This is a genomic window from Desulfitobacterium nosdiversum (genome assembly GCF_049860565.1).
Taxonomy (GTDB): Bacteria; Bacillota; Desulfitobacteriia; order Desulfitobacteriales; family Desulfitobacteriaceae; genus Desulfitobacterium_A; species Desulfitobacterium_A nosdiversum.
On sequence record NZ_CP172056.1, the window covers coordinates 1,358,383 to 1,383,423 of the forward strand.

Consider the following 25,041-nt stretch of genomic DNA (forward strand, 5'->3'; position numbering starts at 1 on the left):
TGAATATTTTTGGGTAAATGCTGCAAAATAATAGGAACAAACAGCCTAGAAGAGAGGGAAAACCAGATGCAAAACACGCTTGTCCTTGTTTTGATCAGTGTTCTTGCAAGTTTCATAGGGTATGCTCTCCTAGGGCTATTCTTTTATTATTTAGCAAAACGCAATTTTCGTAATATTGTTCAACGCTTATTCAGTTTGGTCATAGGACGTCTTCTCGAAGATGATTATTCGGAAAATCTAATGGAATTGTGGAACGCAACTCATCGAACTTCGATTTTAAATATTCTTGAGACAAGCTTGAGGGCACAGACGGGAAAGATTATCAAACGCCCGTTGGGCTCGTCAAAGAAGTTTCCGCACTATGATAGCTTAATGTTTGTACCGGCCCAAATGGCCCGTTTACCCCTTGAAATCTCAGAGACGGTAGACATGAAGGTCAGTCTTGGTCCTAAAGCGGAGGAGCCCCTGAAACTCGATATTCCCTTGCTTATATCGGGGATGGCATATGGGGAGGCGCTCAGTGAAGAGGCGAGAAGGGCTTTAGCACGTGCAGCCAAACAGTCGGGAACGGCACTGTGTTCAGGGGAAGGGCCTTTTTTAACAGAGGAAAGGCAGGAAGCAGGCAAATATATCTGGCAAGTGAGCCGCAGTTCATATGGCAGAGATCCTCAAGCGATTGCTCAGGCGGATATGATCGAGGTGCAAATGGGCCAAGGCTCACGCATTGGCGGGCAGATTATTGAAGCAAAAGCTATTCAAGGTAAAGCTCAAGAACTTATGGGAGTTCCTCCTAACAAACCGGTGATTATGACAGCAGTAATTCCCGGCATTTCAAATCCCTGGGATTGGCCGGACTATGTCTCTGAACTGCGCAAGCAGGCTGGAGGAAAGCCGATTGGGTTAAAAATAATGTCCGGTGGAAGGATAGAATCAGATTTAGCTGTGGCGATAGAAGCAGGTTTTGATGTTATAGACATTGGCGGAGCGCAGGGAGGGACAGCTGGGTCCTCACCGACGATATCCGACGATTTTGGAATTCCAAGTATTGTTGCTTTGATGCGTGCTCAGCGTTATTTAGTGGAACAAGGAGTTCGAAAAGAAATAAGTTTGACCGTATCAGGAGGATATGTAACACCAGGCCAATGCCTTAAGGCTTTAGCCTTGGGTGCAGATGCAATAAGTTTGGGATCTGTTCCTCTCTTTGCTTTGATTCATGGACAGATTGGACAGGTTATGCCCTGGGAACCCTTAACACAGCTTGTTTGGTATGACTCCAGATATAAGCATCGCTTAGACATTGATAAGGCCACTCAAAGTGTGACAAATGTGCTTCGCTCCTTTGTTCAAGAAATGGAGGAAGGAGTTCGCGCTTTAGGAAAAAAATCAATAACAGAGCTAGGGCCCAACGATTTAGTCGCCTTAGATGATTGGACGGCAGAATTAACAGGGGTTAAGAAAATATAACGGTCGTGCCCCATAAAGAAAAGCGACCCTCAATGGATCGCTTTATTGCTTAATTTCTGTTTGCAATTAGTCCAGTTTAAACCTTCGAGCAGCAGTTTGAAGTTCAAGAGCGGCGCTTGACAGTTCTTCGGTCGATTGATTGATATCTTCCATGGAATGCATTTGCTCGGAACTGCTGCTTGCGACTTCTTCAGTCTGTGCGGTTGTTTCTTGAGTAATCGAGGCAACTTGAGAAACCTCGTTCGAGATTTTCTGCGAACTTTGGGCAATTCCAGCAGCAAGACTGGCAACGTCCTGAATTTGTTCATTGACCGTACGAGTTCCTTCCATAATACGGGTAAAGGCTTTTTGCGCATCTCCGATAGCATAGCTGCCGCTGAGTACGACTTCTTTTTCCGCATCCATGCTTGTTATCGCTTTTTCCAAATTGGACTTAATGTCGACAATAATCTGTTCAATCTGAGCACTCGAGACAGTGGATTGTTCAGCCAGCTTTCGTACTTCTTCGGCGACTACACTAAAGCCGCGACCATGTTCTCCAGCACGAGCTGCTTCAATGGCCGCATTAAGTGCAAGAAGATTGGTTTGATCCGAGATTGCCTTAATCGTTTCGACAATTGAGCCAATGACTTCTGATTTTTCTCCTAAAGTAGAAATGATTTTTCCGGTTTCATCTACAGTTTGATGAATATGCCCCATTTGATTATTAGCTTTTGTCATTGCTGAATCACCTTCATTGGCAAACTGTAAAGCCTGGCTTGAAGCGTGATCAGCCAAGTTAATGTTTTCTTCAATTTTCGAGATTCCATGAGTCATGTCCTGGATAGCATATAAGATAGTTTGTACGCTGTTAGCCTGGGTCTGAGAACCATTGGCAACTTGCCCAATAGCAGAGGCAACTTGCCTTGCCGCCATAGCAGTATTCTCTGCCCGTTCGGAAAGAACCCGTGACGAGTCTGCGAAAACATCGGATCCATGGGAAATTTCGCTGACTAAGGTACGAAAGTTATTCAGCATTAAATTTAAAGCAGCACACAGTTTTCCAATTTCATCGCTTTGGCCCATACAGGATATTTCTGCCGTTAAATCACCTTCAGCTACTTGTTCGGCAAATTTAACACCTCGGCGTAACGGAGAGGTAATCAGATAAGCAATGTAAAGACCATAGAAGAATGTTATAAAGCTGCAAAAGATCGTAAGTATCAGAATAAAGGCAGAATTACCTGTAATATCTTTTCCCATCCTTGATAATATGTAAACGGAACCTCCTGCGGTTAAAATAAGAAAGGAACTAATTCCGAAGGCCATAGCAAGTTTGGTTGAAATACTAAGATTAAACCACCAACGTACAATTCGAGAATGTCTAAAGAAAAAAGAACTCATTCGATCCAGAAAATCTTCCATGTAACCAGTAGCCTCCTTGATTGATAACTTTGACAGCTTAGTTCAATAAGTTTAAGTGTTAAGTCTTAATAGAAATATATTCACATAATGAAAAAAACCTTCCATTTCAGAATATATCGATAATTATGTATAGATAATTATACATAAATTTTACCAATAGAATCAATAGCTTTATTCTATCATAGAAAAGAGAGCGGATAAACGGTTTTTATTCTTTTTTTAGAAAAATTATTCCGAAATTATTCCTTTAATTAATTTTAAGTATTCTTTACACAATATACGGGAACGGATATACTATAATAGTATGATCTTGTGGTCAAAAGCATAACATATAAACCCGGAGAATGTGAGGAATAGCCGATAACAACTGTTAAGAGAGAGAAGCTGCTGCGCTGGGAGGTTTCTTCGGTTGAGGCTGGGGTCGCACAGGAGGGGCAAGGGGGAACGAAAAGTACTCTTTGACGGATAGCTCCGTTAAATGCAATCAGAGCCAGGACTATACAGCGTTGAATGTCCTGGGAATAAAGGTGGTACCACGAGTTCTTCGTCCTTTAGGGATGAAGGGCTTTTTTTATTCGATTTTATAAGGTATCTAAGTTTATGGAAGGTGGATTTATGAGCGAAGAGTTTAAAATGGCAAAAGTTTATGAGCCGAAGGATGTTGAGGGAAAATGGTATTCCTTCTGGGAAAAGAATGGTTTTTTTCATGCTGATGTTGATGAATCCCAACAAGCATTCAGCATTGTAATGCCTCCGCCGAATGTCACTGGGGCACTGCATCTTGGCCATGCCATTGATGCAACAATTCAGGATATTTTAACTCGGTACAAGCGGATGCAAGGCTTTAATACTTTGTGGATTCCTGGAACAGACCATGCAGGGATTGCGACTCAAGCTAAAGTCGAGGAGCAGCTTGCTAAAGAGGGAATGAACAAGCATGAACTTGGACGGGAGAAATTCTTAGAGCGTGTATGGGATTGGAAAGAGCAGTATGGCGGACGTATTACCCAGCAGCTTCGTCGTCTCGGTGCGTCTTGTGACTGGTCGCGTGAACGGTTTACGATGGATGAAGGCTGTTCGAAGGCAGTACGTGAAGTATTTGTTGATCTTTATAATAAAGGGCTGATTTACCGAGGAAATTATATTGTCAATTGGTGTCCTCATTGTCATACGACAATTTCGGATATTGAAGTTGAGCATAATGATCGTGAAGGACATCTCTGGCATATTAAATATCCCATTAAGGACAGTGATGAATTTCTTGTTGTAGCAACGACCCGTCCGGAGACGATGCTTGGAGATACGGGTGTCGCAGTTCATCCTGAGGATAAGCGTTATACTCATTTGATCGGGAGAACGGTCGTTTTACCGATTGTGAATCGTGAGATCCCGATTTTTGCGGATGATTATGTCGATCGGGAGTTCGGTACAGGGGCTGTAAAAATAACGCCTTCCCATGATCCAAACGACTTCGAAATGGGGCTCCGCCATCACCTTGAACAAATCTGTGTCATGGATAAAGAGGCACAGATGAACGAAAATGCCGGAAAATATCAAGGCATGGATCGGGATGAGGCGCGCAAAGCCATCGTTAAAGAGTTGGATGGACTGGGAGTTCTTGTCAAGGTTGAAACCCTTCAGCATGCCGTTGGTGAATGCTATCGTTGTTCAACCGTTATTGAGCCTATGGTCAGCCAGCAATGGTTTGTAAAAATGGAGCCTTTAGCTAAACCTGCGATGGAGGTTGTTCGAGATGGCCGTCTCGAATTTGTGCCTGAACGTTTTTCGAAAATCTATCTTGGGTGGTTAGAAAATATTCGCGACTGGTGTATTTCCCGTCAGCTTTGGTGGGGTCATCGTATTCCGGTTTGGTATTGTGAGGATTGCGGAGCTGAAATTTGCGTGAAAGAAGATCCGGCGGCCTGTCCTAAGTGCGGATCGGTTCATCTTCATCAAGACCCGGATGTTCTGGATACTTGGTTTTCTTCGGGACTGTGGCCTTTTTCAACGATGGGATGGCCGGAGCAAACTCCGGAGCTTAAACAATTTTACCCCACTTCAGTCCTTGTTACTGGACGGGATATCATTTTCTTCTGGGTTGCTCGTATGATTTTTACGGCAATGGAATTTAGGAAGGAAGTTCCTTTCCATAAAGTTATGATCCATGGATTAGTACTGGATGCCCAAGGACGGAAGATGAGCAAGTCCTTAGGCAACGGAGTTGATCCGATTGAAGTGATTGAACAATATGGAGCGGATACGTTGCGTTTTATGCTGATCACGGGTAATACTCCGGGAAATGACCTGCGGTTCCATCCGGAACGTCTTGAGGCGACACGCAACTTCGCGAATAAAATTTGGAATGCATCTCGTTTTGTAATGCTTAATCTTGAGGATTACCAAGAGGGTTTACGCGGAGAATTGGAGCTTGCGGATCGCTGGATCCTATCTCGCTACGAGGACACTGTAGCGTCTGTAACTGAAGCATTGGATCGATTTGACCTGGGGGATGCCGGGCGTCTTCTTTATGAATTCATCTGGAGTGAATTTTGTGACTGGTATATTGAGCTTGCTAAAGCCCGGTTATATGACAAAGAAAATCCGGCGGCACGCAAGACAGTCCAATCGATTCTTTTAGAGGTTCTTGAAGGAACAATGAGGCTGCTTCACCCATTTATGCCCTTCCTTACAGAAGAAATATGGAGCAATCTTCCGGTCAAGGGAGAAAGCATTATGATTCAATCTTGGCCCAAAGCCCGCGGTTATCGTCAAGAAGCCGTGGAAAACCAAATGAATTTAATCATGGATGTCATTAAGGCTATTCGCAACATTAGAGCGGAAATGAATGTACAGCCGGGTAAAAAGGCAGAAATCCTTCTTGTTGCTTCAGAGGTTGTAAATCGTGAAATTTTAGAGGTGGGACGTTTGAATATCCAGCACTTAGCCGGCGGTTCAAGTGTGGATATTGCGGCTGATGCGGATGCCAAACCGGCTCAAGCAGCAAGTGCTGTAGTAGGCGGGGTGGAAGTATATCTCCCTCTTCGGGGGCTCCTCGACCTTGATAAAGAAATTGCCCGTGTTGAAAAAGAGATTGCACAAGCTAAGCAAGAACAAGCACGTTTTGAAGGAAAGTTGAGTAACCCGGGATTTTTAGCCAAGGCACCCGAACAAGTTGTGGCTAAGGAACGGGAAAAACTTGAGGCGATAAATACCCGAATCAGTACCTTAAAAGTGCGTTTGCAGGAGCTTAATGAGGCTTAAAACCGAAATAACGTGGTTAATTAAGTCTCAATACAATGGATAATGTTGCTGAGGGGAAGAGAATTTTCTTTTCCTCTCTCTTTTTTTGCAGGATTAAATGAGCTAAAGTGAGAAAAATAAAAAAATCTATTAGAAGGAAGGTAAAGATTTTGGAAAAAGAGAAAATGGAACAGATGTATCAAGAATCCTTGCAATACCTAGTTAATTTAACGAAATTTGGAATGAATTTCGGGCTTGGACGTATACAAGCTCTTCTGCAAAGAGCCGGGAATCCTGAAAGAAAACTGCGTGTCATTCATATTGGCGGAACGAATGGTAAAGGCTCCACCAGTATGATGGTGGCAGAAATTTTAGAAGAAGCTGGATTTAAGGTTGGGCTATTTACTTCTCCTCATCTTAACGATTATCGAGAACGGATAACGATCAATGGACAAATGATTCCCAAGGCTGAAGTTATTCATTTAGTGCACACTCTGCGTCCGATGCTCGAGGAACTGGTTTGTGACGGAGTCGAACATCCTACAGAGTTTGAGGTGAGCACTGCTCTTGCATTTATGTACTTTGCTCAACAGAAGGTCGATTACGCTGTAATTGAAGTGGGGCTGGGAGGAGCTATTGATTCGACAAATGTGGTTGAGTCTTTGATCTCAGTTATTACAAATGTCGGCATGGATCATATGGACTACTTGGGTAAGACGATTGAAGAAATTGCTTCCGTTAAGGCAGGTATTCTTAAACCAAAATCAGTAGCAATTACTGCATCTGAGCGGCCGGAAGCCATAAAAGTCATTCGGGAACGGGCAAAATCTTTGAACATTCCTTTATGGGTTATTGGAGAGGATGTTAGCTGGGAAAGCTGCTGGAGCGGTGAGTTAGAACAAGAATTTAATCTCGTGGGTTTACATGCGAAGTATCCCAAAATACGTCTGCATTTAGTAGGAACTCACCAAATTAAAAATGCGGCAACAGCAGTAACAGTCTGTGAAATACTGCAATCCCAATATGGGGTGAGGATTAAAAGAGAAGATATCTATAACGGTTTAAAAAAGACAACTTGGCCGGGGCGTCTCGAAGTATTATCCTTGAAGCCTAAAGTTTTGCTCGATGGAGCACATAATGTGGACGGAGCTAATTCGTTAGCTGATGCATTGAAGCTTTTTAAGCGCAGACGTCTTGTCTTATGTTTGGGAATGCTGGGGGATAAAGAGCGTGAAAAGGTGGTAGAGATTTTAACCCCGCTTGCAGATGAAGTCATAATTACCAAACCCAATTCTCCAAGAGCAGGGAACTGGGAGTATTTAGCTCAGCTTACTCAAGAAAAAGGCTTGCCGGTTACGACAATTGAATCTCCTGCTTTAGCAGTTACCGAAGGATATAAAAAATTACAATCTGAAGATATGTTATGTGTAACAGGCTCATTGTATATGATTGCTGAGGCTCGGGAAGCTTTGGTGGAGATTATTCGCCAAAAGAAGTCATAAAAGGTAATTGTCTCTGTTAAAACAAGGCGATTTGTGAAGCCATTTTTAAAAAATTAACATAAACTTAACATTGAATCGTTCCATTTTTGATACAATACTTGAGGATTTATTTGTCGAAAAGTGGAGGTTAGATTATGTTAGGTATTTCAGCAAAAGAAGATAAGTTTTTTATCCTATTCCGTCAATGTACCGATGTTGTCTGCAAAACAGCTCAGAAATTTGAAGAGCTCATTAATCAAGAATCCATTTCAGACGAAGATGCAGAAATACTTCATCAAATGGAACATGAAGCTGATGATATTACCACAGAGATTACCGACCGGCTAAATTCGACCTTCATTACGCCGCTTGATAGAGAAGACATCTATACGTTAGCTCAGATGCTCGACGATGTAGTTGACCTTTCTCACGGGGCTGTAGAGCGTATGTCACTCTATAAAACGCGTAAGCCTTCCATTGGGACGAAGGAACTTGTTCACCAAATTGTGAAAGCGGCTGATGAAATCCGAAAGGCTTTTCTATGCCTCAATAATATCCATTTCAAGAAACCGGAAATTCTCGCAGCATCGGAAGAGATTTATCATTTAGAAAGTCTAGGGGATTCCCTTTATCGTCAGGAAGTTGCATGGTTATTTGAACATGAGAAAGACCCCATTGAAATTATCAAATGGAAAGAAGTTCTTGAAAATATCGAAAACACGTTGGATCAATGTGAAACGATAGCTGATCTCCTTAAAGGAGTTGTATTAAAATATGATTAGTCCTGGGGCTTTGCTCATTTTGGTGGTCTTTAGCGCATTAGCCTTTGATTATATTAATGGCTTCCATGATACAGCGAACGCTATTGCTACAAGTGTATCAACCCGGGCGTTAACTCCAAGACGAGCCGTTGTACTTGCTTCTTGTTTTAACTTTTTAGGGGCACTTTATAGTACGGGTGTAGCACAAACGCTCGCGAAGGATATCGTTTCTCCTCAGTATGCGACTTCAGAAGTTGTGATTGCTGCTTTGCTTGGTGCAATTGTTTGGAATTTAATTACGTGGTATTTTGGGATCCCGAGCAGTTCGTCGCATGCGATTATTGGTGGAATGATTGGAGCGGCAGCAGCACATGCCGGATTTGGTATTTTACATTGGAATGGTCTTACCAAAATTGTTCTTGCTCTTATTTTTTCACCTATTGCAGGTATGATCCTCGGTTTTATAATTATGAAGGCTCTCTTTTTTATCTTCAAGCGGGTAGCTCCTTCTAAAGTCAATCATGGCTTTCGCAAGATGCAGATTCTTTCGGCGGCGCTTCTTGCTTTTAACCACGGTTCAAATGATGCGCAAAAATCAATGGGTATTATTACCTTAGCTCTTGTAGCTGTTGGAATGCAGGCGTCTACAAATCTTGTTCCCCCGCTGTGGGTTAAAATCGCCTGTGCTTTAGCAATGGCTGCAGGTACCTCTATTGGTGGATGGCGGATCATTCGGACGATGGGCGGTAAAATTTTTAAACTTGAACCCATCAATGGATTTGCCGCAGATCTAAGCTCTTCACTTGTCATTTGGACTGCAACTGCTTTCCCAGGTTTACACCTTCCCGTATCGACAACACATGTTGTTTCAGGTTCAATCATGGGTGTAGGAAGTGCCAAGCGGGTCTCAGCTGTCCGCTGGGGAGTTGCGGAGCAAATGCTGATGGCGTGGGTTGTCACCATTCCCAGTACAGCGTTAATCGCCGGTTTTATCTTTAAGATTATTTCCTTAGTAATCTAAATACATGAATAAGTTAAATTGTAATAAGCGAGTTGATTCAAGGGAATTAACTCGCTTATTTTTTATTCTGATCGTATTCATTACAGCATAGATTGGTTTAAAAGGAGTTGTCCATATAATTTTGATTGTTATAAGTGTTTGATAACGGGGGAGGCTGGAGCATGAAAACGAGAACTTACTGGAAAATGGGGGGCCTTGGACTTATAATATTTTGTATATTTGTATGGATGACCTGGTATCTTGGCAATACTTTTGTTAGAATAGTAAGTACACCTAAAATAGACTTGCTCCAAACTGCCCCAGATTCTATGAAAACAATGAACATAGACTTTATGCAAAATGAGCTTGACTTTTGGACATGTCAAGCAGGTACTTTTCAAACAGAAGAAAATGCTAGGCAAGAAAAAAGACGTTTAGAACTTCAGGGCTGGGAAGCACAAGTTATAAGTCAGAAGCCATGGGTTGTAGTTATTGGTTTTGCACATGCACAAGGAGAATTGACTTCGCTTCAAAACGTGCTCAAAGAGAGGGGGGTCAAAACATTAACTAAACATATCGTTATTCCTGGGCAGAACTTCCGGATTACTGGAAGCGGAGCCGCACAAACAGCACAGATTCTCCTGGCAATCCAGAACTTTCTTACCGAAAAACCTGAAAAACGAGGGGATACTATATCCCAATTAGAGAAAGAAATCTCAATTGCATGGCCTCAAAAATTGGATCAATTACAACAGGCAACCGCCTATGTCCTAAAGGCGGAAGGAACGTTGGAGAGCAATTCTCAGCGGCAGGCAGAGCTAAGACTTTTTGCAGAAGATCAGTCTGTATTGGAGTATTCTCCCAAAATAATAGACAGTTCTAAAATTAGAGAATAATTCGACAAAAAGAATTTGCCTTTTTTAAGCTTAGTGATATAATTAACTTACTATTATTTTAATTCGAAGATTGAAACGAGGGATCTGGTTGAAGACACTAAAAATACCTGAAGCAACAATTATTCGTCTTTCGGTGTATTCACGATATTTAACTGAAGTTGACCGAAAAGGAATTGTTACGATTTCTTCAGGAGATGTAGCGGAGGGTGTGGGCGTAAGCCCCGCACAAGTTCGTAAAGACTTAGCGTATTTTGGAGAATTTGGAACCCGAGGTGTAGGTTATAACGTTAAGGACTTGCATCATCATATTTTAAAAATCTTAGGACTTGCCCAAGACTGGAGTGTAACACTCGTCGGCTTAGGAAACTTAGGCTTAGCGCTTAGCTCTTATAAGGGATTTAGAGAACGCGGATTTGTGATCACAAGCATTTTTGATAATGATCCCCATAAGATTGGAACCCAAATTAAGGATGTCGAAGTTATGTCGCTCGAAAAACTCGAAGAGGTTGTTGCAGCGAATAAAACTCAGATTGGGATTATCGCAGTACCCGCTGCTGCTGCTCAGGATATTGCCGATAAGCTTGTTGCTTCGGGAGTAAAAGCAATTCTCAATTTTGCACCGGGCGTTCTTAATGTGCCCCCTGAAGTTGAATTGAGAAATGTTGATTTAGCGGTTAACCTCGAAGTATTAACCTTTAATGTAGGAGCTCAACGCTTTTAGTTGAAAAATGAGAAGTGCTTAAAGGAAACCACCTAAAAAATACATAGTGATTGATTAAGAAAGTAAGGCAGTTTGTCTTACTTTTTTCATTTATAAGAGTAAAGAAAAACCAAGTAAATAAAAATAACTATAGGGAAAACTATGGTCAGAGAATTGAATCGATAAACAAATAAATGTATAATGTATACAATATACATGACGGATCTGCTCTTTTTAAATGTCATGCACTCGCAGAAAACCCGTGAATACATTTCATGTAGATTCTATTTAAAAAAATTAAGTTCAGTATTAAAGGGGGATTTTTCAAGGATGCGCAAGGAAAAAGATTTAATCGGATTTCATGAGGTACCGGATGAGGTTTACTATGGAATCCAGACTATCCGTGCTATGGAAAATTTCCCGATTACCGGATATCATCCTCATGTGGAATTGATCCGGGCACTGGGGTGGGTAAAGGCTGCAGCGGCTTTGGCAAATATTAAAGTCGGAGCTTTAAGCCCGAGCGTGGGGAAGGCAATAGTCCAAGCAGCTCGAGAGGTTACAGAAGGAAAATTTAATCAACAATTTGTTGTTGATGTAATTCAAGGCGGGGCAGGGACATCAATGAATATGAATGCTAACGAGGTCATTGCCAACCGTGCTATCGAGCTTATGGGAGGAACTAAAGGGGAATATGCTAAAGTTCATCCTAATTCGCATGTGAATATGGCCCAAAGTACAAATGATGTTTTCCCGACGGCAATTCGAATCGCTTGCCTTAATGTGTCCAAGGACCTGCTCAGCGCTTTAGAGGAACTCAAAGCAGAGTTTAATAAAAAGGCAAAAGAGTTTGATTCAATTCTTAAAATGGGCCGGACTCATCTTCAGGATGCTGTACCGATTCGGTTAGGACAAGAATTTGCGGCATATGGACAAATGCTGGAGAGAGATATCCGCCGGATTCAAGAAGCGACGAAGTCCCTTTGTATCATCAATATGGGCGCAACCGCAGTTGGGACAGGTTTAAATGCCGACCCAAAATATATTGAAGCCGTAAGCGAGTTATTGCGAGAGTTAACGGGTCTTCCTTTAATACGGGCCAATAATCTGGTGGATGCTACGCAAAATACGGATGCCTTTTTAGAAGTATCCGGTGCCTTAAAAACGTTGGCTGTAAATCTTTCAAAGATTGCGAATGACTTAAGGTTAATGGCTTCCGGCCCACGTACGGGCTTTGGAGAAATTAATCTCCCGCCGATGCAGCCTGGATCATCGATCATGCCGGGAAAAGTGAATCCGGTTATGGCCGAGGTAGTGAATCAGGTTTCTTTTCAAGTACAGGGAAATGATTTTACAATTGCTTTAGCCTGCGGAGCGGGTCAGCTAGAGCTGAATGTCATGGAGCCCGTCATTGTCTTCAATTTACTTCAGTCCTTAGATATATTAAGAAATGTTTTAAGAGTTTTTAGGGAACGTTGTGTTGCAGGAATAACAGCAAATCAGTCACGTTGCCGAGAACTTGTTGAAAACAGTGTTGGCATCATAACAGCCATTAATCCTCATGTTGGCTACGAAGTGGCTTCACAAATTGCTAAAGAAGCAATTACCACAGGAAGGCCAGTCCGGGATATTGTCCTGGAAAAAGGTGCACTCACATCACGTGAACTAGATGTAATCTTAAATCCCTTTGAGATGACGGAACCGGGTATTTCGGGAGCAGAATTGCTTAAACGGTAAGCATTTCTTTCTATCTCCGCTTCCAGTGCACCCTCGTCTCAGGCCAAGGCGCTTGCAGACCAAACTAAGACACTGGCTCTCTATTCTTGGGTCACGGGTGGTCGCGTGTTTTCGCGCGATTGGCTTTGCAGTCAATCGCACTTGTTTCCTTGGCACACGCGACACTTGACACGTCCTGTGTCATCGCCGCCAAAATCCGAAGTCCATGGATGGACAAGTGTTGTCGGAACCATGGATGGTGGCAGGCGACGTCTCCTGACTCTGTTGGCGGTTGCGCAACCTGTCGCCGTTAAGACATCTTCTATAGCAGGCGGCTTGGGGCGAAACCCTCCACTGGAGGCTTTCGGTCCCGATGCGCAACCCTTATATTATTTAGAATCGCCACTGTCTAAGTTTGGTTAGCTGCTCGCTTAAAGGTCTTTCACTGAGGAGTGTCCTGGAAGCTGGGTCGTTTATCGCTGTTGTTTATAGACTTGACAATAACTATCTAATTTGATTATTATCTAATTAGATAATAATCAAATTAGATGAACAACTTATACATAATGAGAGTACGTTTATAAGGAGGAAAAACTTTTGCAGCTCAATCGGATTGTCAATTTTCACAAGGCGCTGTCTGATCCTACACGGATTCGTATTCTAGCACTTTTGGCAAAAGAACCTTATCATGGTCAGGCTCTTGCAGAACGTCTTGGAATCACCCCTCCGACGATTACTCATCATATGGCAAAACTTCGCGAAGCTGGATTGGTAAAATCAAGACGAGAGAAAAACACAATCTATTTTTATTTAGAAGAGAAATCATTGCAACGAGATATCCAGGCTACATTATATGTTATTCTCGACTCATCCCTGAGCCGGATATCGAGTCATGAGGGAGGAGAAAAGAATATCTTGGATGCCCGGAAAGAAAAAGAACGAGAGGCTGTTCTCAGAAATTTCTTCACGCCTGAGGGAAAGCTAAAACAGCTTCCTGTACAACGCAAGAAAAAAAGAATTGTTTTGGAACGAATATTAGAGAAACTTGAAATTGGACATAAATATTCGGAAAAGGAGATCAATGAGCATATAAAAAAATTTCATCCGGATTACGCCACCCTTCGGCGTGAGTTTATTATCAACCATTATATGTATCGGGAAAATGGAATCTATGAAATGAACCCTCCGGAATTGTGGTCAAACGAGGATTAAGAAAGTGCGGACAGAAGGGACAGTCTTTCGTAACAATATTTTGTTTAGACAATTGGTTTGCGCAACATTCATCAGTTCGCTGGGGGACTGGATCAATAGTATTGCCGTCTTAACGTTGGTACTGAGTATTACTCATTCCTCGTTTGCAGTAGGAGCTACCTTGGCGATGCGTGTTCTTCCCTACATTATTGCTGGTCCGATTGGAGGCGTTTTTAGCGACCGGGTACGCAGAACACGGGTAATGATTGCCTGTGACCTTATTCGTTCTGTTTTAGCTCTCGGCTTTTTACTTGTTTCACGCCAAGAGGATATGTGGCTCGTCTATACACTGACGATCTCACTTGTATTTTTCTCCGCCTTTTTTTCACCAACCCGTTCAGCTTATATGGCAAGTATTGTTGAAACAACGGATATCGGAACAGCAAGTTCTATCCTGGCTGGACTTAACGGAATTGTTATGGTCTTAGGTTTTAGCTTAGGGGGAATTTCTGTTGCGGAATTAGGAACTTCAGTATCTTTTGTAATCAATGCGTTTTCCTTTATTCTTTCCGCTTACTTTCTTCTCAATGGCGCGCATAAAGAAACAGGACGAAACGGGGATTCGGTTGTTTTTAATTGGGCGAGTGAAGATAACCATGGGAATCGATCAAAAGAAGTCACTGGTTTTTGGAAATCCTTTAAAATGGGTCTCAACGAAATTCGCAGAAATACACCGGTCGCTTATGTTATTTACTTATTTATGGGTTGGTCGGTCGGAGGCGGGGCTATTAATGTTTTGATTTCTGTTATGGCCGATCAGGCGTATGGTATGGGAAGCAAAGGATTGGGCCTTCTCTATGCTTCTTTAGGATTTGGAATGATTGTAGGGAGTCTATCGACAGTGCGGTTATTTAAACCGAATCTAGAGCAGATGCAGGCAGTTGTCGGCTTAACTTTCGTTCTTGATGCACTATTCCAGATCCTCTTTGTTAATAGTCCGGTTTATATTGGAGCGGTTCTGGCACTTATCGGAGCAGGTTTTGCCAGTGCGTTAAGCAATACAATGGAAACGACGATCCTAGCATCTTTAACACCAAATGAATTGCAAGGAAGAGTTTTTTCCGTATCGGATACATTAAGTTCAAGCTTTCTTGGAATATCAATGATGTTCTCCGGAATGCTGACACAAAAGATGGGATATCAATGTGTAGGTACTCTAGGGGCAGCAATAATCCTGGGCTTTGGATTACACTACACGCTGCTGTATGGAATTTATAAACGCAAAATCGATAGATCTAATAAGTGTACATAATAAATTAAGCATTCAACAAATCACAGGCTTCTACCGATCAAAGGATAAACATAAATAATCTTAGTCTTATCTAGTTTAAATCCAGTTTAAGAACTTAATGTTCATACTAAAACTTATAAAATTTTTTGCTTAATGATGGTACTTCCTAAATTATGTGGTATAGTATGCTGGGAGGTTGATAGAAATGGAAAATCGGGTGATTCCTTTTTCACCGCCAGATATAACACAACAGGAAATTGACGCCGTTGTCGAAGTCATGAAATCGGGTTGGATCACAAGCGGTCCCAGGACGGCTTTGCTTGAAGAAAAGATCAAAGAGTATTGTTCAGTCAAAAACGCTGTAACCGTGGCGAGCAATTCTCAAGGAATGGATCTTGTTTTTAAAGTCCTTAATATCTCACCGGACAGTGAAATAATTACGACTCCGTATACTTATGTGGCTACGGCTAATACAGCACTTCATCGGGGGATTAAACCAACCTTTGTTGATCTGAAAAAAGATACGTTCTTTATGGATGAAGAAAAATTATTCGACGCCATTACTCCAAAAACGAAAGCTATTATTACGGTAGACGTTGCAGGGGTTCCCGTTGATTATGATGCGGTTAGGGCCGTTTTAAAGGCCAAAAACCGTGAGGATATTTTATTGGTTTCGGATTCCGCTCATTCTTTTGGTGCTAAATATAAAGGCAAGAGGGTAGGAAATCAATTTGATTTTCATATTTACTCCTTCCATGCTGTTAAAAATTTGACAACCGCTGAAGGCGGCGCCATTACTTTTGATGGAGATCATGGCCATGAGGATTTAAAAAAGGTCTTTAAGTATACCTCACTTAATGGTCAATCCAAAGATGCATTATCAAAGATGAAAGCCGGAGCTTGGAAATATGATGTTCTAACCGATGGCTTGAAATGCAACATGACTGATATTGCAGCTGCGATCGGGCTTGTTCAGCTTGAGCGTTATGAGGATATGATTCGCAGGCGGAAGGATATAGCTCAGCTCTATCATAAGATGTTTGCAGATAAAGAATGGGCTATTCTTCCCGTTTTCGTGGATGAGAAGATGGAGAGTTCCTATCATCTTTATCTTTTAAGAATTAAGGGCTTCACCGAAAAGAAGAGAAATAAGCTTATTGAAAATCTTGCTGAAATGGGGATTGCAACAAACGTTCATTATACCCCAATTCCAATGTTCACCTATTATAAACAAATTGGATATTCCATCGAGGACTATCCGAATACATTGGCGCAGTATGAAAATGAGATTACCTTACCGCTTTATTCGATTCTTTCGCTAAGTGATGCAGAATATGTAGCTGAGAATGTGATTAAGTGGGTAGAAAAATTGAAGTGACAAATCTTGACTTTTCCCTTCAGGATTCTTGCACTTAACTTCATAAGGTGCTAAACTTGATATTGATTTGACAACCAGCCAGGAGCCTAGCATCCTGGCTGAATTGCTATGTGGAAGGGGGTAAAAATATGCCGGCAAGTCGCAATAATTCCGGAGCGGGGCGTACGATCATTCTTATTCTAAGCGGAGCTGCTTTAGGAACTTTAATAGGGTTTGGACTCGAAAAATATGGAATTCTAGCTCCCTTTCTTCGTCCTGCTGTCATTGACTTTCCGTCGCATACCTATTTTGACTTTTTTTTTCTCTCCCTTTCATTTGGTTTTCGATTAAGTATTACCTTTGCTACTATTTTGGGAGCTTTAGGTGGATACTATCTCTCAAGGAAGTGGTAGCATGCTGGTTTTAGCTTCTTCGTCACCCCGACGAGCAATGCTATTGGAAGAAGGGGGTTTTTCCTTTACTACTCTGAAAATTGAAGTGTCCGAAGAACTGCCTCTGCGGGTCGAGCCTAAAGCAGGAGTTAAAGAACTTGCTTTACGCAAGGCTGCTGCAGGTTGTAAAGCATGGCTTAAATCCGGCGGATCTTATGATGATGTTGTTCTTGGAGCGGATACGATTGTTGCCATTGATTCTCAAATTCTTGGAAAACCGATGGATTTTGAAGATGCGGTCAAAATGCTCCAACAACTCAGCGGACGACAACATGAGGTCTATACGGGTGTAGCCTTGGTTAATGGAAAAGGCCGACAAGAAAATGAAGCGATTCAAACCAAAGTTTATTTTCGTCCGTTATCCCTGCAGGAAATCCAGACCTATGTTGCCTCAAGGGAACCCATGGATAAGGCAGGAGCTTATGCCATCCAAGGCGGAGCTGGGAAATTTGTGGACTATTTCAAAGGCTCTTTAAGCAATGTAATCGGTTTGCCTATGGAATATATAGGGGAAAGACTGAGTGCGTGGGGGGTTGAGCATGAAAATATCATCCTGCGCGAGGTGAAGGATGGATTATCGCCGTTTAAAGGATCTTCCGGAGGAATTGTTGCCCCGTGAACGTCTTTACCAGTTAGGGTCAGAAATGCTTTCCAATAAAGAGGTTTTAGCAATTCTGCTGCGAACGGGTTTAAGAGGAGAAAATGTTCTTGATTTCGCGGAAAGACTTCTTAGCGAGGCGGGTGGTCTTGCAGGGTTAGCCCGAATGAGCGTGCATGAATTAACCCAGCTTCATGGTTTAGGAAAGGCGAAAGCCGCGGAGCTAAAGGCTGCCTTGGAGCTCGGACGGCGTTCGGTTTCCGCAGATCCGATGACTCGTCCGGTGATCAATTCTCCCCAGGATATCGCTCATCTGGTGATGGAAGAGATGCGGTATTTGGATCGGGAACATTTTCGAATTGTCAGTTTATCTACGAAAAATCATGTACTTGGGATAAGCTCAATCTCAGTGGGTTCACTTAACTCCTCTCTGGTTCATCCCCGGGAATGTTTTAAAGAGGCTATTCGTCGCAATTCGAATGCGATCATCCTCTTGCATAACCATCCCAGCGGAGATCCGACTCCGAGTCGTGAAGATCTTGATGTTACGCGCCGATTAGCGGATGGTGGTCAAATTTTAGGGATTGAAGTACTGGATCATGTTATTATTGGGGATAACCGGTACATAAGCCTTAAAGAACGAGGTATATTATAAAGAGGAATATTGGTACACTAATTGGGTAAGTTCAATTGAAAATTAAAAGTACCAGTAACTGGTATGATTTAACCGACTTAAACTTTAGTGTCCTTACGTAAAAACTTGTAGCCCCCTTTAGGCTGGAGAAAATAAGCCGATTAAAGTTTTGGATATGATGAAACGGAAGGAGCTTCTTTCATTATGATGTTTGGCAAAGATTTGGGAATTGATTTAGGAACAGCAAATACACTGGTGCATATGCGGGGAAAAGGAATTGTCGTCCGCGAACCATCGGTTGTTGCAATGGATACCGAAAAGAAAACGCCGCTTGCTGTAGGGGATAAGGCAAAAGAGATGATTGGTCGAACTCCAAGCAATATCGTGGCTATTCGTCCTTTAAAAGATGGAGTCATCTCTGACTTTAATGTTACGCAAAAGATGCTTAAGTACTTTATCTCACGGGCTATAGGCTCAGAATCTCCATTTGCACGTCCACGGGTTGTCATCTGTGTGCCTTCGGGGGTTACTCCTGTTGAAGAACGTGCGGTTAAGGAAGCCGCACTGGCTGCTGGGGCAAAAGAACCGATTATTATGGAAGAACCTATGGCTGCAGCTATTGGTGCAGGACTGCCTGTTAGTGAGCCGACCGGAAATATGATTGTCGATATCGGTGGCGGGACAACTGAAGTAGCCGTAATTTCTCTTGGCGGAATTGTTACAAGCCGTTCTATCCGTGTCGCCGGGGATGAAATGGATGATGCTATTGTTGCCCATATTAAGCGCCGCTACAATCTAATGGTGGGATATCGGACAGCAGAGGATATTAAAATCGAAATTGGAGCCGCCTATAAAGCAGAGCCGGGAATGACGTATGTCGTCCGGGGGCGTGACCTCCTCACGGGTCTGCCTAAGACCATTGAAGTTTCAGCTGATGAAATCCAAGAAGCCTTACAGGAGCCTGTCCTAGCTATTGTTGAGGCTGTTAAATCGTGTTTGGAAAAGACTCCTCCGGAGTTGGCGGCAGATATTATGGATCGCGGCATAATGATGGCAGGCGGAGGTTCCCTGCTCCGCAATCTGGATCAATTGATCTCTGATGAGACGGGGATGCCCGTTCATCTTGCTGAGGATCCACTTTCCTGCGTTGCTCTTGGTACGGGAAAAGTTTTGGAAAATGCTGAAATCCTCCGTAGAATTGCTGCTTTACAAAAGGCGTAAATTAGAGCGAGGAGGAAACCTCGGTGGGGAAAAGAAGAGTTACAGCGACGGGAATTGCGGTTCTCGTTTTCTTTCTACTGCTCGGCGTTCTAGTTAGTATCCGCCTTACAGGGCTAGGAAATCATTTTCCGAATCCCGTTGGCGGGGCTTTGCAACGTGTATTGAGTCCTGTTGAAAATGTTCTGCTGCAGGTCGGAAATGGAATTCGTAATAATACGCGGGTGATCTGGAGTTTCCGGGCGGTTGAAGCGGAAAATAAAGAGCTCAAGCAAAAGGTAGAACAACTGACAGGAGACAATTTAAAGTTAAAAGAGCAGGTATTGGCAGGAATGCGGTATACTGCGCTGGACCAAGGATTTTTTAACAGTCCTACGTTAGACAAATATACCAAGGTTGGGGCGAGTATCATCAATCGTAATCCAAGTGCATGGTATCAGACGATTACCTTGAACAGAGGAAGTAAAGATGGGGTTGCCGTTAATAATCCTGTAATTGCTCAGTATGGACTAGTGGGTAAAGTTATAGCCGTTACACAGAGCACCTGCGAGGTCCTTTTAGTCACGGATGGAGAAGGACAGGTCAGCGCTCTGGTGCGTGGAAGCACCGGAACAGCAACTTTCGGAATTGTTCAAGGTACCTATAAGCGAACTTCACGGCTTGATTCGGAGGGCAATTTGCAAATGCTTTTCCGTCGTGAGGATAATATCAATGTTGGGGATCTTGTGTTAACTTCGGGAATGGGTGGAGTCTATCCGAAGGATGTGCCGATTGGCAAGGTAGAACAAATTCAACTGGATCATTCGGGACTTTTAAAAACGGCTTATATTGCGCCTTTAGAAGATTTCGATTCTCTGGAAGAAGTGTATATTGTGAAGAAGACGGAGGGGCAGTAATATGCGGTATTTTATTATGCTCGTTATGCTCCTTCTGAGTTTGATTTTACCGGGAACGGTTTTCTACTTCTGGTCTTGGGGCGGAATAAAGCCTGACTTGATTATGCTTTTCACAATTTATATGGCGTTACACCATCGACCCATGATAGGAGCCTTTTGGGGATTAGGTGCCGGCATTTTAGAGGATCTTTATCTCGGCCGGCATTTCGGAATGTACTCCTTGACTCTTACCGGGGTCGCTCTCCTCAGCAGCTGGCTTGCTCAGCGCTGGTATCGGGAAAATTTCGCGTTGACCACATTGCTCGTTTTTCTTGTCACATTTATGGGTCAAACGTTAATAGCCTTTTTGAGTCTAGGGGTAGGGGTGCAATGGACGATGAGTGACGCCTTGCGTTTAGCGATGGGTGTCTCGTTATATAATGCGATCTTGGTTCCCATCAGCTATCCTTGGATTCATCGCTCTTTTTTGAAAGGATGGCTTAGATACCGTCCGAAGTACGAAAGGTAGATCACTCAGGAGGGAATATTAATGGAAGATCGGGAACGTAAACCGTTTTTGCATCGGTTATGGGGTTTAAGTATCGTCGTGGTGCTGGTTTTTGCGATTCTCGGGTTTAATCTTTGGCGATTGCAGATTGCTAAATCATCCTATTATACGACAATGGCCCAAGGAAATGTTCAGCAGCTGGTTACCGTTCCGGCAACGCGCGGTGATATCAAGGACCGAAATGGAACACTTTTGGTTACGAGCGTTCCGGAATTTGCCTTAACCATCGACTGGTTGGATTTACAGCAAGCGAAGAATACAAACTGGAAAGATGTTGTTCGTCGCTTAGCTGGATTCATTAAACCCTATTGGCCCAACCAGGCTGAATCGGTGGACGCTATCACTGAAGATATTTTTGCTATGATTCAAAATAAACAGTGGGAAAGATATCGTCCGGTTACTGTGTTATCAAACGTCCCGGAAACACTTCAGTCCGTAATCGCTGAGCATCAGGATGAACTTCCCGGGGTCAGCGTTGATGCGATTCCAGTGCGTTCTTATCCTCAAAATACGTTGATGGGACAAGTTTTAGGGTATGTTCGTGAAATCGGCGATAAAGAGATTGATCAATTTAACCAGCAGCCTTTGGCGCAAAAGGATGGCTTTAAGTATGTACAGGGCGATATTGTCGGCAAAATGGGAGTCGAGAAAAGTTACGATTATTGGCTGCGTGGCAAAGAAGGAGTTCAGCAGGTTGTTGTCGATAACAGTGCACGACCGATCAGCAAGCAGGTCATTCAACCGGCGGAACCTGGAAAGACAATTCAATTAACGATTGATGCCAATCTTCAGCAAACCGTTCAAAATAATTTGGACAGCGTTATTGCTGATGTTCAAAAAAGTCATAGTGATGCGCAAGTCGGAGCCGCCGTTGTCATTGAAGTTAAAACAGGAAAAATACTGGCTATGGCTTCTCGCCCCTATATGAATCCCAATGATTTAATTGGGATAATTTCAGATGATACCGCGAAAAGGTATTTTCAGGATAAAGACGCAGCATCCTATAACAGAGCCCTTTCAGGAGTTTATCCCCCAGGTTCGACGTATAAGATGATTACGGCCATGGCCGCCCTGCAAGGTGGGGTTGTTTCTCCTTCAGATTCGTTCAATGATACCTTGTCTGCTCTTGGCAATGCAAAGGTGCAGGAGGCAGGGTTCCCAGAGTGGGGCGGAAACAATTTCGGTATGGTTAATATGATGCGCGGGATAGCACTGTCTTCCGATATTTATTTTGAAATTGTTGGACGCCGAGTGTTTGATTCCAATCCCGAATTGATGAAACAGTTGTCTAATGAATTTGGCTTAGGGGTTAAGAGCGGAGTTGATTTGCCTGGAGAAGCGATAGGAGTCTCTCCGTCTGCGGAATGGAAAAAGGGGTATTATACTCCCTCCTATGACAAAATGCGCGATGAGAAGTTAAAAACGATTGAAACGGACTATGCAACAAAGATCGCGCAGGCCCCTGATGATAAATCAAAGCAGAACCTTCAAGCCAAAAAGGATACCGCAATCAAGCAAGTGGATACTTGGTATCAACAAATGATTGCACAGAATGTCGACTGGCAAATCTATGACAGCTTCAATAATTCCATCGGTCAAGGCTATAATGCCTATACACCGCTGCAGCTTGCAAATTATGTTGCAACTTTGGTCAACGGGGGAAAACATATGAAGCCCTACGTTGTCGATAAAATTATTGATCCTGTAACGGGAAATGTAGCCCAGCAAAATCAGCCTCAAGTTTTAAATAACGTTTCTGTTTCTCCTCAAAATCTGGAAACTGTGAAACAGGGAATGGCTGCGGTAACGAAGGGAGAAGGAACAGCAGCTTATATTTTTTCTGATCTTCCCCAGTATTCGGGAGGGGGTAAAACGGGTACAGCTCAAATTGGTTCGAAGAATACAATTGCCGGGGAGCTGTATAATGGTATGTATGTGGGCTTTGCCCCTTATGACGATCCGCAGATTGCGTTTGCCGGGGTCGTTGAATATGGAGGCCACGGTGGAGAAACAGCAGGGGTTGTCGCTAAAGCGGCTTTTATGCAATATTTTGGTTGGAAATCCACAAGTGGAGGCTGATTTTGACAATATCTATACGAAATAAAGTTAAAAACGAGGAAAATCATCCTCGTTTTTTTTGTGAACGAAAAGGGTATTTGACTTGTTTTGTAGAACTAATATGAACGTCTGAAACTGAAAAAGATATATTTACTTCCTAAGAGGCGTTTGGACAAGCATCTAAATCAGACGATGGGGGATTAACGGGTTGGCATTAACAGAGCATTTAGCGCTTAAAGGGACTCGGGACGGGCTGGTATTATACCTTGATCCTGAGGCGGATTTTTCCGTTTTGATGGATGAACTCCAAATACTTCTCGGAGAATCTGAACACTTTCTCCAAGGGGCTGCGGTCCGGTGCTATGGGGGAGACAAAGTACTCACTCCAGAGCAAAAAGAGGAATTAAGACTTGCCCTTGCACAAAGCAGATTGACTCTTGCGGGGTGGTTGACGGCAGATGAGGTTTATCATGCGAGTCGTACTTCAGCCCCTGTTAATCAGGAATCAGAAAAAACACGGGTGTGGGATGAAGGGATGGTTGAAGGTTCCTGTTTATTTGTTGAGCGGACGCTTCGTTCAGGAGCAAGTATTCAATTTGACGGACATGTTGTGGTTATTGGAGACGTAAATCCTGGAGCAGAAATAATTGCAACCGGAAATATCGTCGTAATGGGTTCGCTTCGCGGGGTTGCTCATGCCGGAGCAACGGGAGAGCGAAAAGCGACAGTCAGTGCATATCATCTTGCACCGACTCAATTAAGAATAGCAGATCTCGTTGCACGTTCACCTGAAGTAACGGAAGGTTGGCGCGGCCCTGAAATCGCAAAAATTAAGGAAAGCCAGCTTATCGTTGAAGGTGTACAAATGACGGGACTGAGAGGTAAAGGAAGATAAAACTTACTTTGGTGATAGTATATACAAAAACATTTTTTGAAAGGTAGGTTTAAACATGGGAGAAGTTATTGTCGTGACCTCGGGAAAAGGAGGAGTTGGCAAAACAACCACTTCGGCTAATATTGGAACAGGTCTCGCAGCGACAGGGCATAAAGTGGTTTTGGTGGATACAGATATCGGATTGCGGAATCTTGATGTAGTTATGGGTCTCGAGAACAGGATCGTTTATGATATTGTTGATGTAACCAGCGGAAACTGCCGTCTAAAACAAGCCTTGATCAAGGACAAGCGTTTCGAAAATCTATATCTCCTGCCTGCCGCGCAAACAAAAGATAAAACTGCAGTTAATCCGGACCAAATGAAGGTTTTGGCAGAGGAACTGAAAAAAGAATATGACTATGCGATCATTGATTGTCCTGCAGGTATTGAACAGGGTTTCCGAAATGCTATCGCAGGAGCAGATCGTGCTATTGTCGTTACGACACCGGAAGTAAGTGCAGTTCGTGATGCCGATCGGATTATTGGTTTATTGGAAGCAGCTGATCTTCGAAATCCGCGTTTGATCATCAATCGGATTCGTCCGCAAATGGTTAAACGCGGTGATATGATGGATATATCCGATATTATGGATATTCTTGCTATTGATTTGATCGGGGTTGTTCCTGACGATGAGAGTATTGTTATCTCAACAAACCGTGGCGAACCTGCGGTTATGGACCATTCTTCTCATGCAGGGGAAGCTTATCGCCGCATTACGCGCAGAATTCAAGGAGAAGAGGTTCCATTGATGAATCTTGATGCACCTGAAGGTTTCATGGATAAAATCAGGAAAATTTTGGGGATGCGCTAAGTGCCTGGCACAGAGAGGAGGAATAGGCCATGTTAGAGTTTATTAACAGGATGCTCGGTAAGGAGAGTGCTTCGAAGAATATTGCGAAAGAGCGCTTGCGGCTTGTCCTCGTACATGACCGAGCCAGTATTTCACCGCAGATGTTAAATCAGCTTAAAGAGGATTTAATAAAGGTTATTTCTAATTATATGGAGATTGATGAATCAGCCCTGGAGGTTAACCTCAGCCAGGATGACCGTGAAGTTGCCTTGGTCGCGAACATTCCGGTAGTTCGGATGAAGAGGGATTATGCGGCTAAAGGCTAGGAAATATTGGATACTATAAATAAAATAAATGATATCTTACAGGGGTTGCCTTGCTAAAATGGGGTGATCCTTTTTAAATCATAAGCC

At 43.0% G+C, this 25,041-nt stretch carries 22 protein-coding genes and 1 other annotated feature; of the genes, 21 read left to right on the top strand and 1 reads right to left on the bottom strand.

Annotated features, from left to right (window positions below):
• The first annotated feature begins 66 nt into the window (after positions 1-66).
• Positions 67-1,464: an FMN-binding glutamate synthase family protein gene (locus tag ACHOLT_RS06500; protein WP_425806646.1), complete on the top strand. Its 1,398-nt coding sequence runs from the start codon at positions 67-69 to the stop codon at positions 1,462-1,464.
• A gap of 66 nt (positions 1,465-1,530) precedes the next feature.
• On the opposite strand, the gene ACHOLT_RS06505 is transcribed toward ACHOLT_RS06500, so the two are convergent.
• A complete protein-coding gene (locus ACHOLT_RS06505) occupies positions 1,531-2,868 on the bottom strand; it encodes a methyl-accepting chemotaxis protein (protein WP_425806649.1) in 1,338 nt (445 codons plus the stop codon).
• Positions 2,869-3,199: 331 nt separating this feature from the next.
• Positions 3,200-3,423, top strand: a binding site (T-box leader).
• A gap of 60 nt (positions 3,424-3,483) precedes the next feature.
• Between ACHOLT_RS06505 and ACHOLT_RS06510 the strand changes: the two genes are divergently transcribed.
• The 20 genes from ACHOLT_RS06510 to minE all read left to right on the top strand — a co-directional run bounded on the left by ACHOLT_RS06510 (position 3,484) and on the right by minE (position 24,954).
• A complete protein-coding gene (locus ACHOLT_RS06510) occupies positions 3,484-6,129 on the top strand; it encodes a valine--tRNA ligase (RefSeq protein WP_425806650.1) in 2,646 nt (881 codons plus the stop codon).
• Between the two features lie 164 nt (positions 6,130-6,293).
• A complete protein-coding gene (locus ACHOLT_RS06515; protein ID WP_425807918.1) occupies positions 6,294-7,610 on the top strand; it encodes a bifunctional folylpolyglutamate synthase/dihydrofolate synthase in 1,317 nt (438 codons plus the stop codon).
• Positions 7,611-7,744: 134 nt separating this feature from the next.
• Positions 7,745-8,371, top strand: a complete 627-nt coding sequence (locus ACHOLT_RS06520) for a DUF47 domain-containing protein (RefSeq protein ID WP_425806652.1) — start codon at positions 7,745-7,747, stop codon at positions 8,369-8,371.
• The gene (locus ACHOLT_RS06525; protein ID WP_425806653.1) at positions 8,364-9,371 is read left to right on the top strand and encodes an anion permease; all 1,008 of its coding nucleotides are present in this window, start codon (positions 8,364-8,366) and stop codon (positions 9,369-9,371) included. Before ACHOLT_RS06520 ends, ACHOLT_RS06525 begins: the two co-directional genes overlap by 8 nt.
• Positions 9,372-9,532: 161 nt before the next feature.
• Positions 9,533-10,246 (top strand): SPOR domain-containing protein, encoded by a 714-nt coding sequence (locus ACHOLT_RS06530; RefSeq protein ID WP_425806654.1) that lies wholly within the window; start codon positions 9,533-9,535, stop codon positions 10,244-10,246.
• 88 nt (positions 10,247-10,334) lie between these two features.
• Entirely contained in the window at positions 10,335-10,967 is a 633-nt protein-coding gene (locus ACHOLT_RS06535) for a redox-sensing transcriptional repressor Rex (protein ID WP_425806656.1), read from the top strand.
• Positions 10,968-11,276: 309 nt separating this feature from the next.
• Positions 11,277-12,683, top strand: a complete 1,407-nt coding sequence (gene aspA / locus ACHOLT_RS06540) for an aspartate ammonia-lyase (RefSeq protein WP_425806657.1) — start codon at positions 11,277-11,279, stop codon at positions 12,681-12,683.
• Between the two features lie 576 nt (positions 12,684-13,259).
• Positions 13,260-13,874: a metalloregulator ArsR/SmtB family transcription factor gene (locus ACHOLT_RS06545; RefSeq protein ID WP_425806659.1), complete on the top strand. Its 615-nt coding sequence runs from the start codon at positions 13,260-13,262 to the stop codon at positions 13,872-13,874.
• A 4-nt stretch (positions 13,875-13,878) separates the two neighbouring features.
• Complete coding sequence (locus ACHOLT_RS06550) at positions 13,879-15,165, top strand: MFS transporter (protein WP_425806661.1); 1,287 nt, start codon at positions 13,879-13,881, stop codon at positions 15,163-15,165.
• A gap of 184 nt (positions 15,166-15,349) precedes the next feature.
• Positions 15,350-16,522, top strand: a complete 1,173-nt coding sequence (locus ACHOLT_RS06555; RefSeq protein WP_425806662.1) for a DegT/DnrJ/EryC1/StrS family aminotransferase — start codon at positions 15,350-15,352, stop codon at positions 16,520-16,522.
• A gap of 128 nt (positions 16,523-16,650) precedes the next feature.
• Positions 16,651-16,914, top strand: a complete 264-nt coding sequence (locus tag ACHOLT_RS06560) for a DUF4321 domain-containing protein (protein WP_425806664.1) — start codon at positions 16,651-16,653, stop codon at positions 16,912-16,914.
• A gap of 1 nt (position 16,915) precedes the next feature.
• Positions 16,916-17,572, top strand: coding sequence for a Maf family protein (locus tag ACHOLT_RS06565; protein ID WP_425806666.1), 657 nt, complete (start codon positions 16,916-16,918; stop codon positions 17,570-17,572).
• On the top strand, positions 17,523-18,206 hold the full coding sequence (gene radC / locus ACHOLT_RS06570) for a RadC family protein (protein ID WP_425806667.1): 684 nt from the start codon (positions 17,523-17,525) through the stop codon (positions 18,204-18,206). The genes ACHOLT_RS06565 and radC overlap by 50 nt, the downstream gene beginning before the upstream one ends.
• A gap of 183 nt (positions 18,207-18,389) precedes the next feature.
• A complete protein-coding gene (locus ACHOLT_RS06575) occupies positions 18,390-19,406 on the top strand; it encodes a rod shape-determining protein (RefSeq protein WP_425806669.1) in 1,017 nt (338 codons plus the stop codon).
• A 23-nt stretch (positions 19,407-19,429) separates the two neighbouring features.
• Positions 19,430-20,299 carry a rod shape-determining protein MreC gene (gene mreC, locus ACHOLT_RS06580; protein WP_425806671.1) on the top strand — a complete coding sequence of 290 codons (870 nt, stop codon included), beginning with the start codon at positions 19,430-19,432 and terminating at the stop codon, positions 20,297-20,299.
• Position 20,300: 1 nt separating this feature from the next.
• Positions 20,301-20,807 carry a rod shape-determining protein MreD gene (gene mreD, locus ACHOLT_RS06585; RefSeq protein WP_425806673.1) on the top strand — a complete coding sequence of 169 codons (507 nt, stop codon included), beginning with the start codon at positions 20,301-20,303 and terminating at the stop codon, positions 20,805-20,807.
• Between the two features lie 21 nt (positions 20,808-20,828).
• Entirely contained in the window at positions 20,829-22,925 is a 2,097-nt protein-coding gene (gene mrdA / locus ACHOLT_RS06590) for a penicillin-binding protein 2 (protein ID WP_425806675.1), read from the top strand.
• A 187-nt stretch (positions 22,926-23,112) separates the two neighbouring features.
• Positions 23,113-23,799: a septum site-determining protein MinC gene (gene minC / locus ACHOLT_RS06595; RefSeq protein WP_425806677.1), complete on the top strand. Its 687-nt coding sequence runs from the start codon at positions 23,113-23,115 to the stop codon at positions 23,797-23,799.
• Positions 23,800-23,854: 55 nt separating this feature from the next.
• Complete coding sequence (gene minD, locus ACHOLT_RS06600) at positions 23,855-24,649, top strand: septum site-determining protein MinD (RefSeq protein ID WP_425806678.1); 795 nt, start codon at positions 23,855-23,857, stop codon at positions 24,647-24,649.
• A gap of 29 nt (positions 24,650-24,678) precedes the next feature.
• On the top strand, positions 24,679-24,954 hold the full coding sequence (minE, locus tag ACHOLT_RS06605; RefSeq protein ID WP_425806680.1) for a cell division topological specificity factor MinE: 276 nt from the start codon (positions 24,679-24,681) through the stop codon (positions 24,952-24,954).
• Positions 24,955-25,041: the final 87 nt, after the last annotated feature.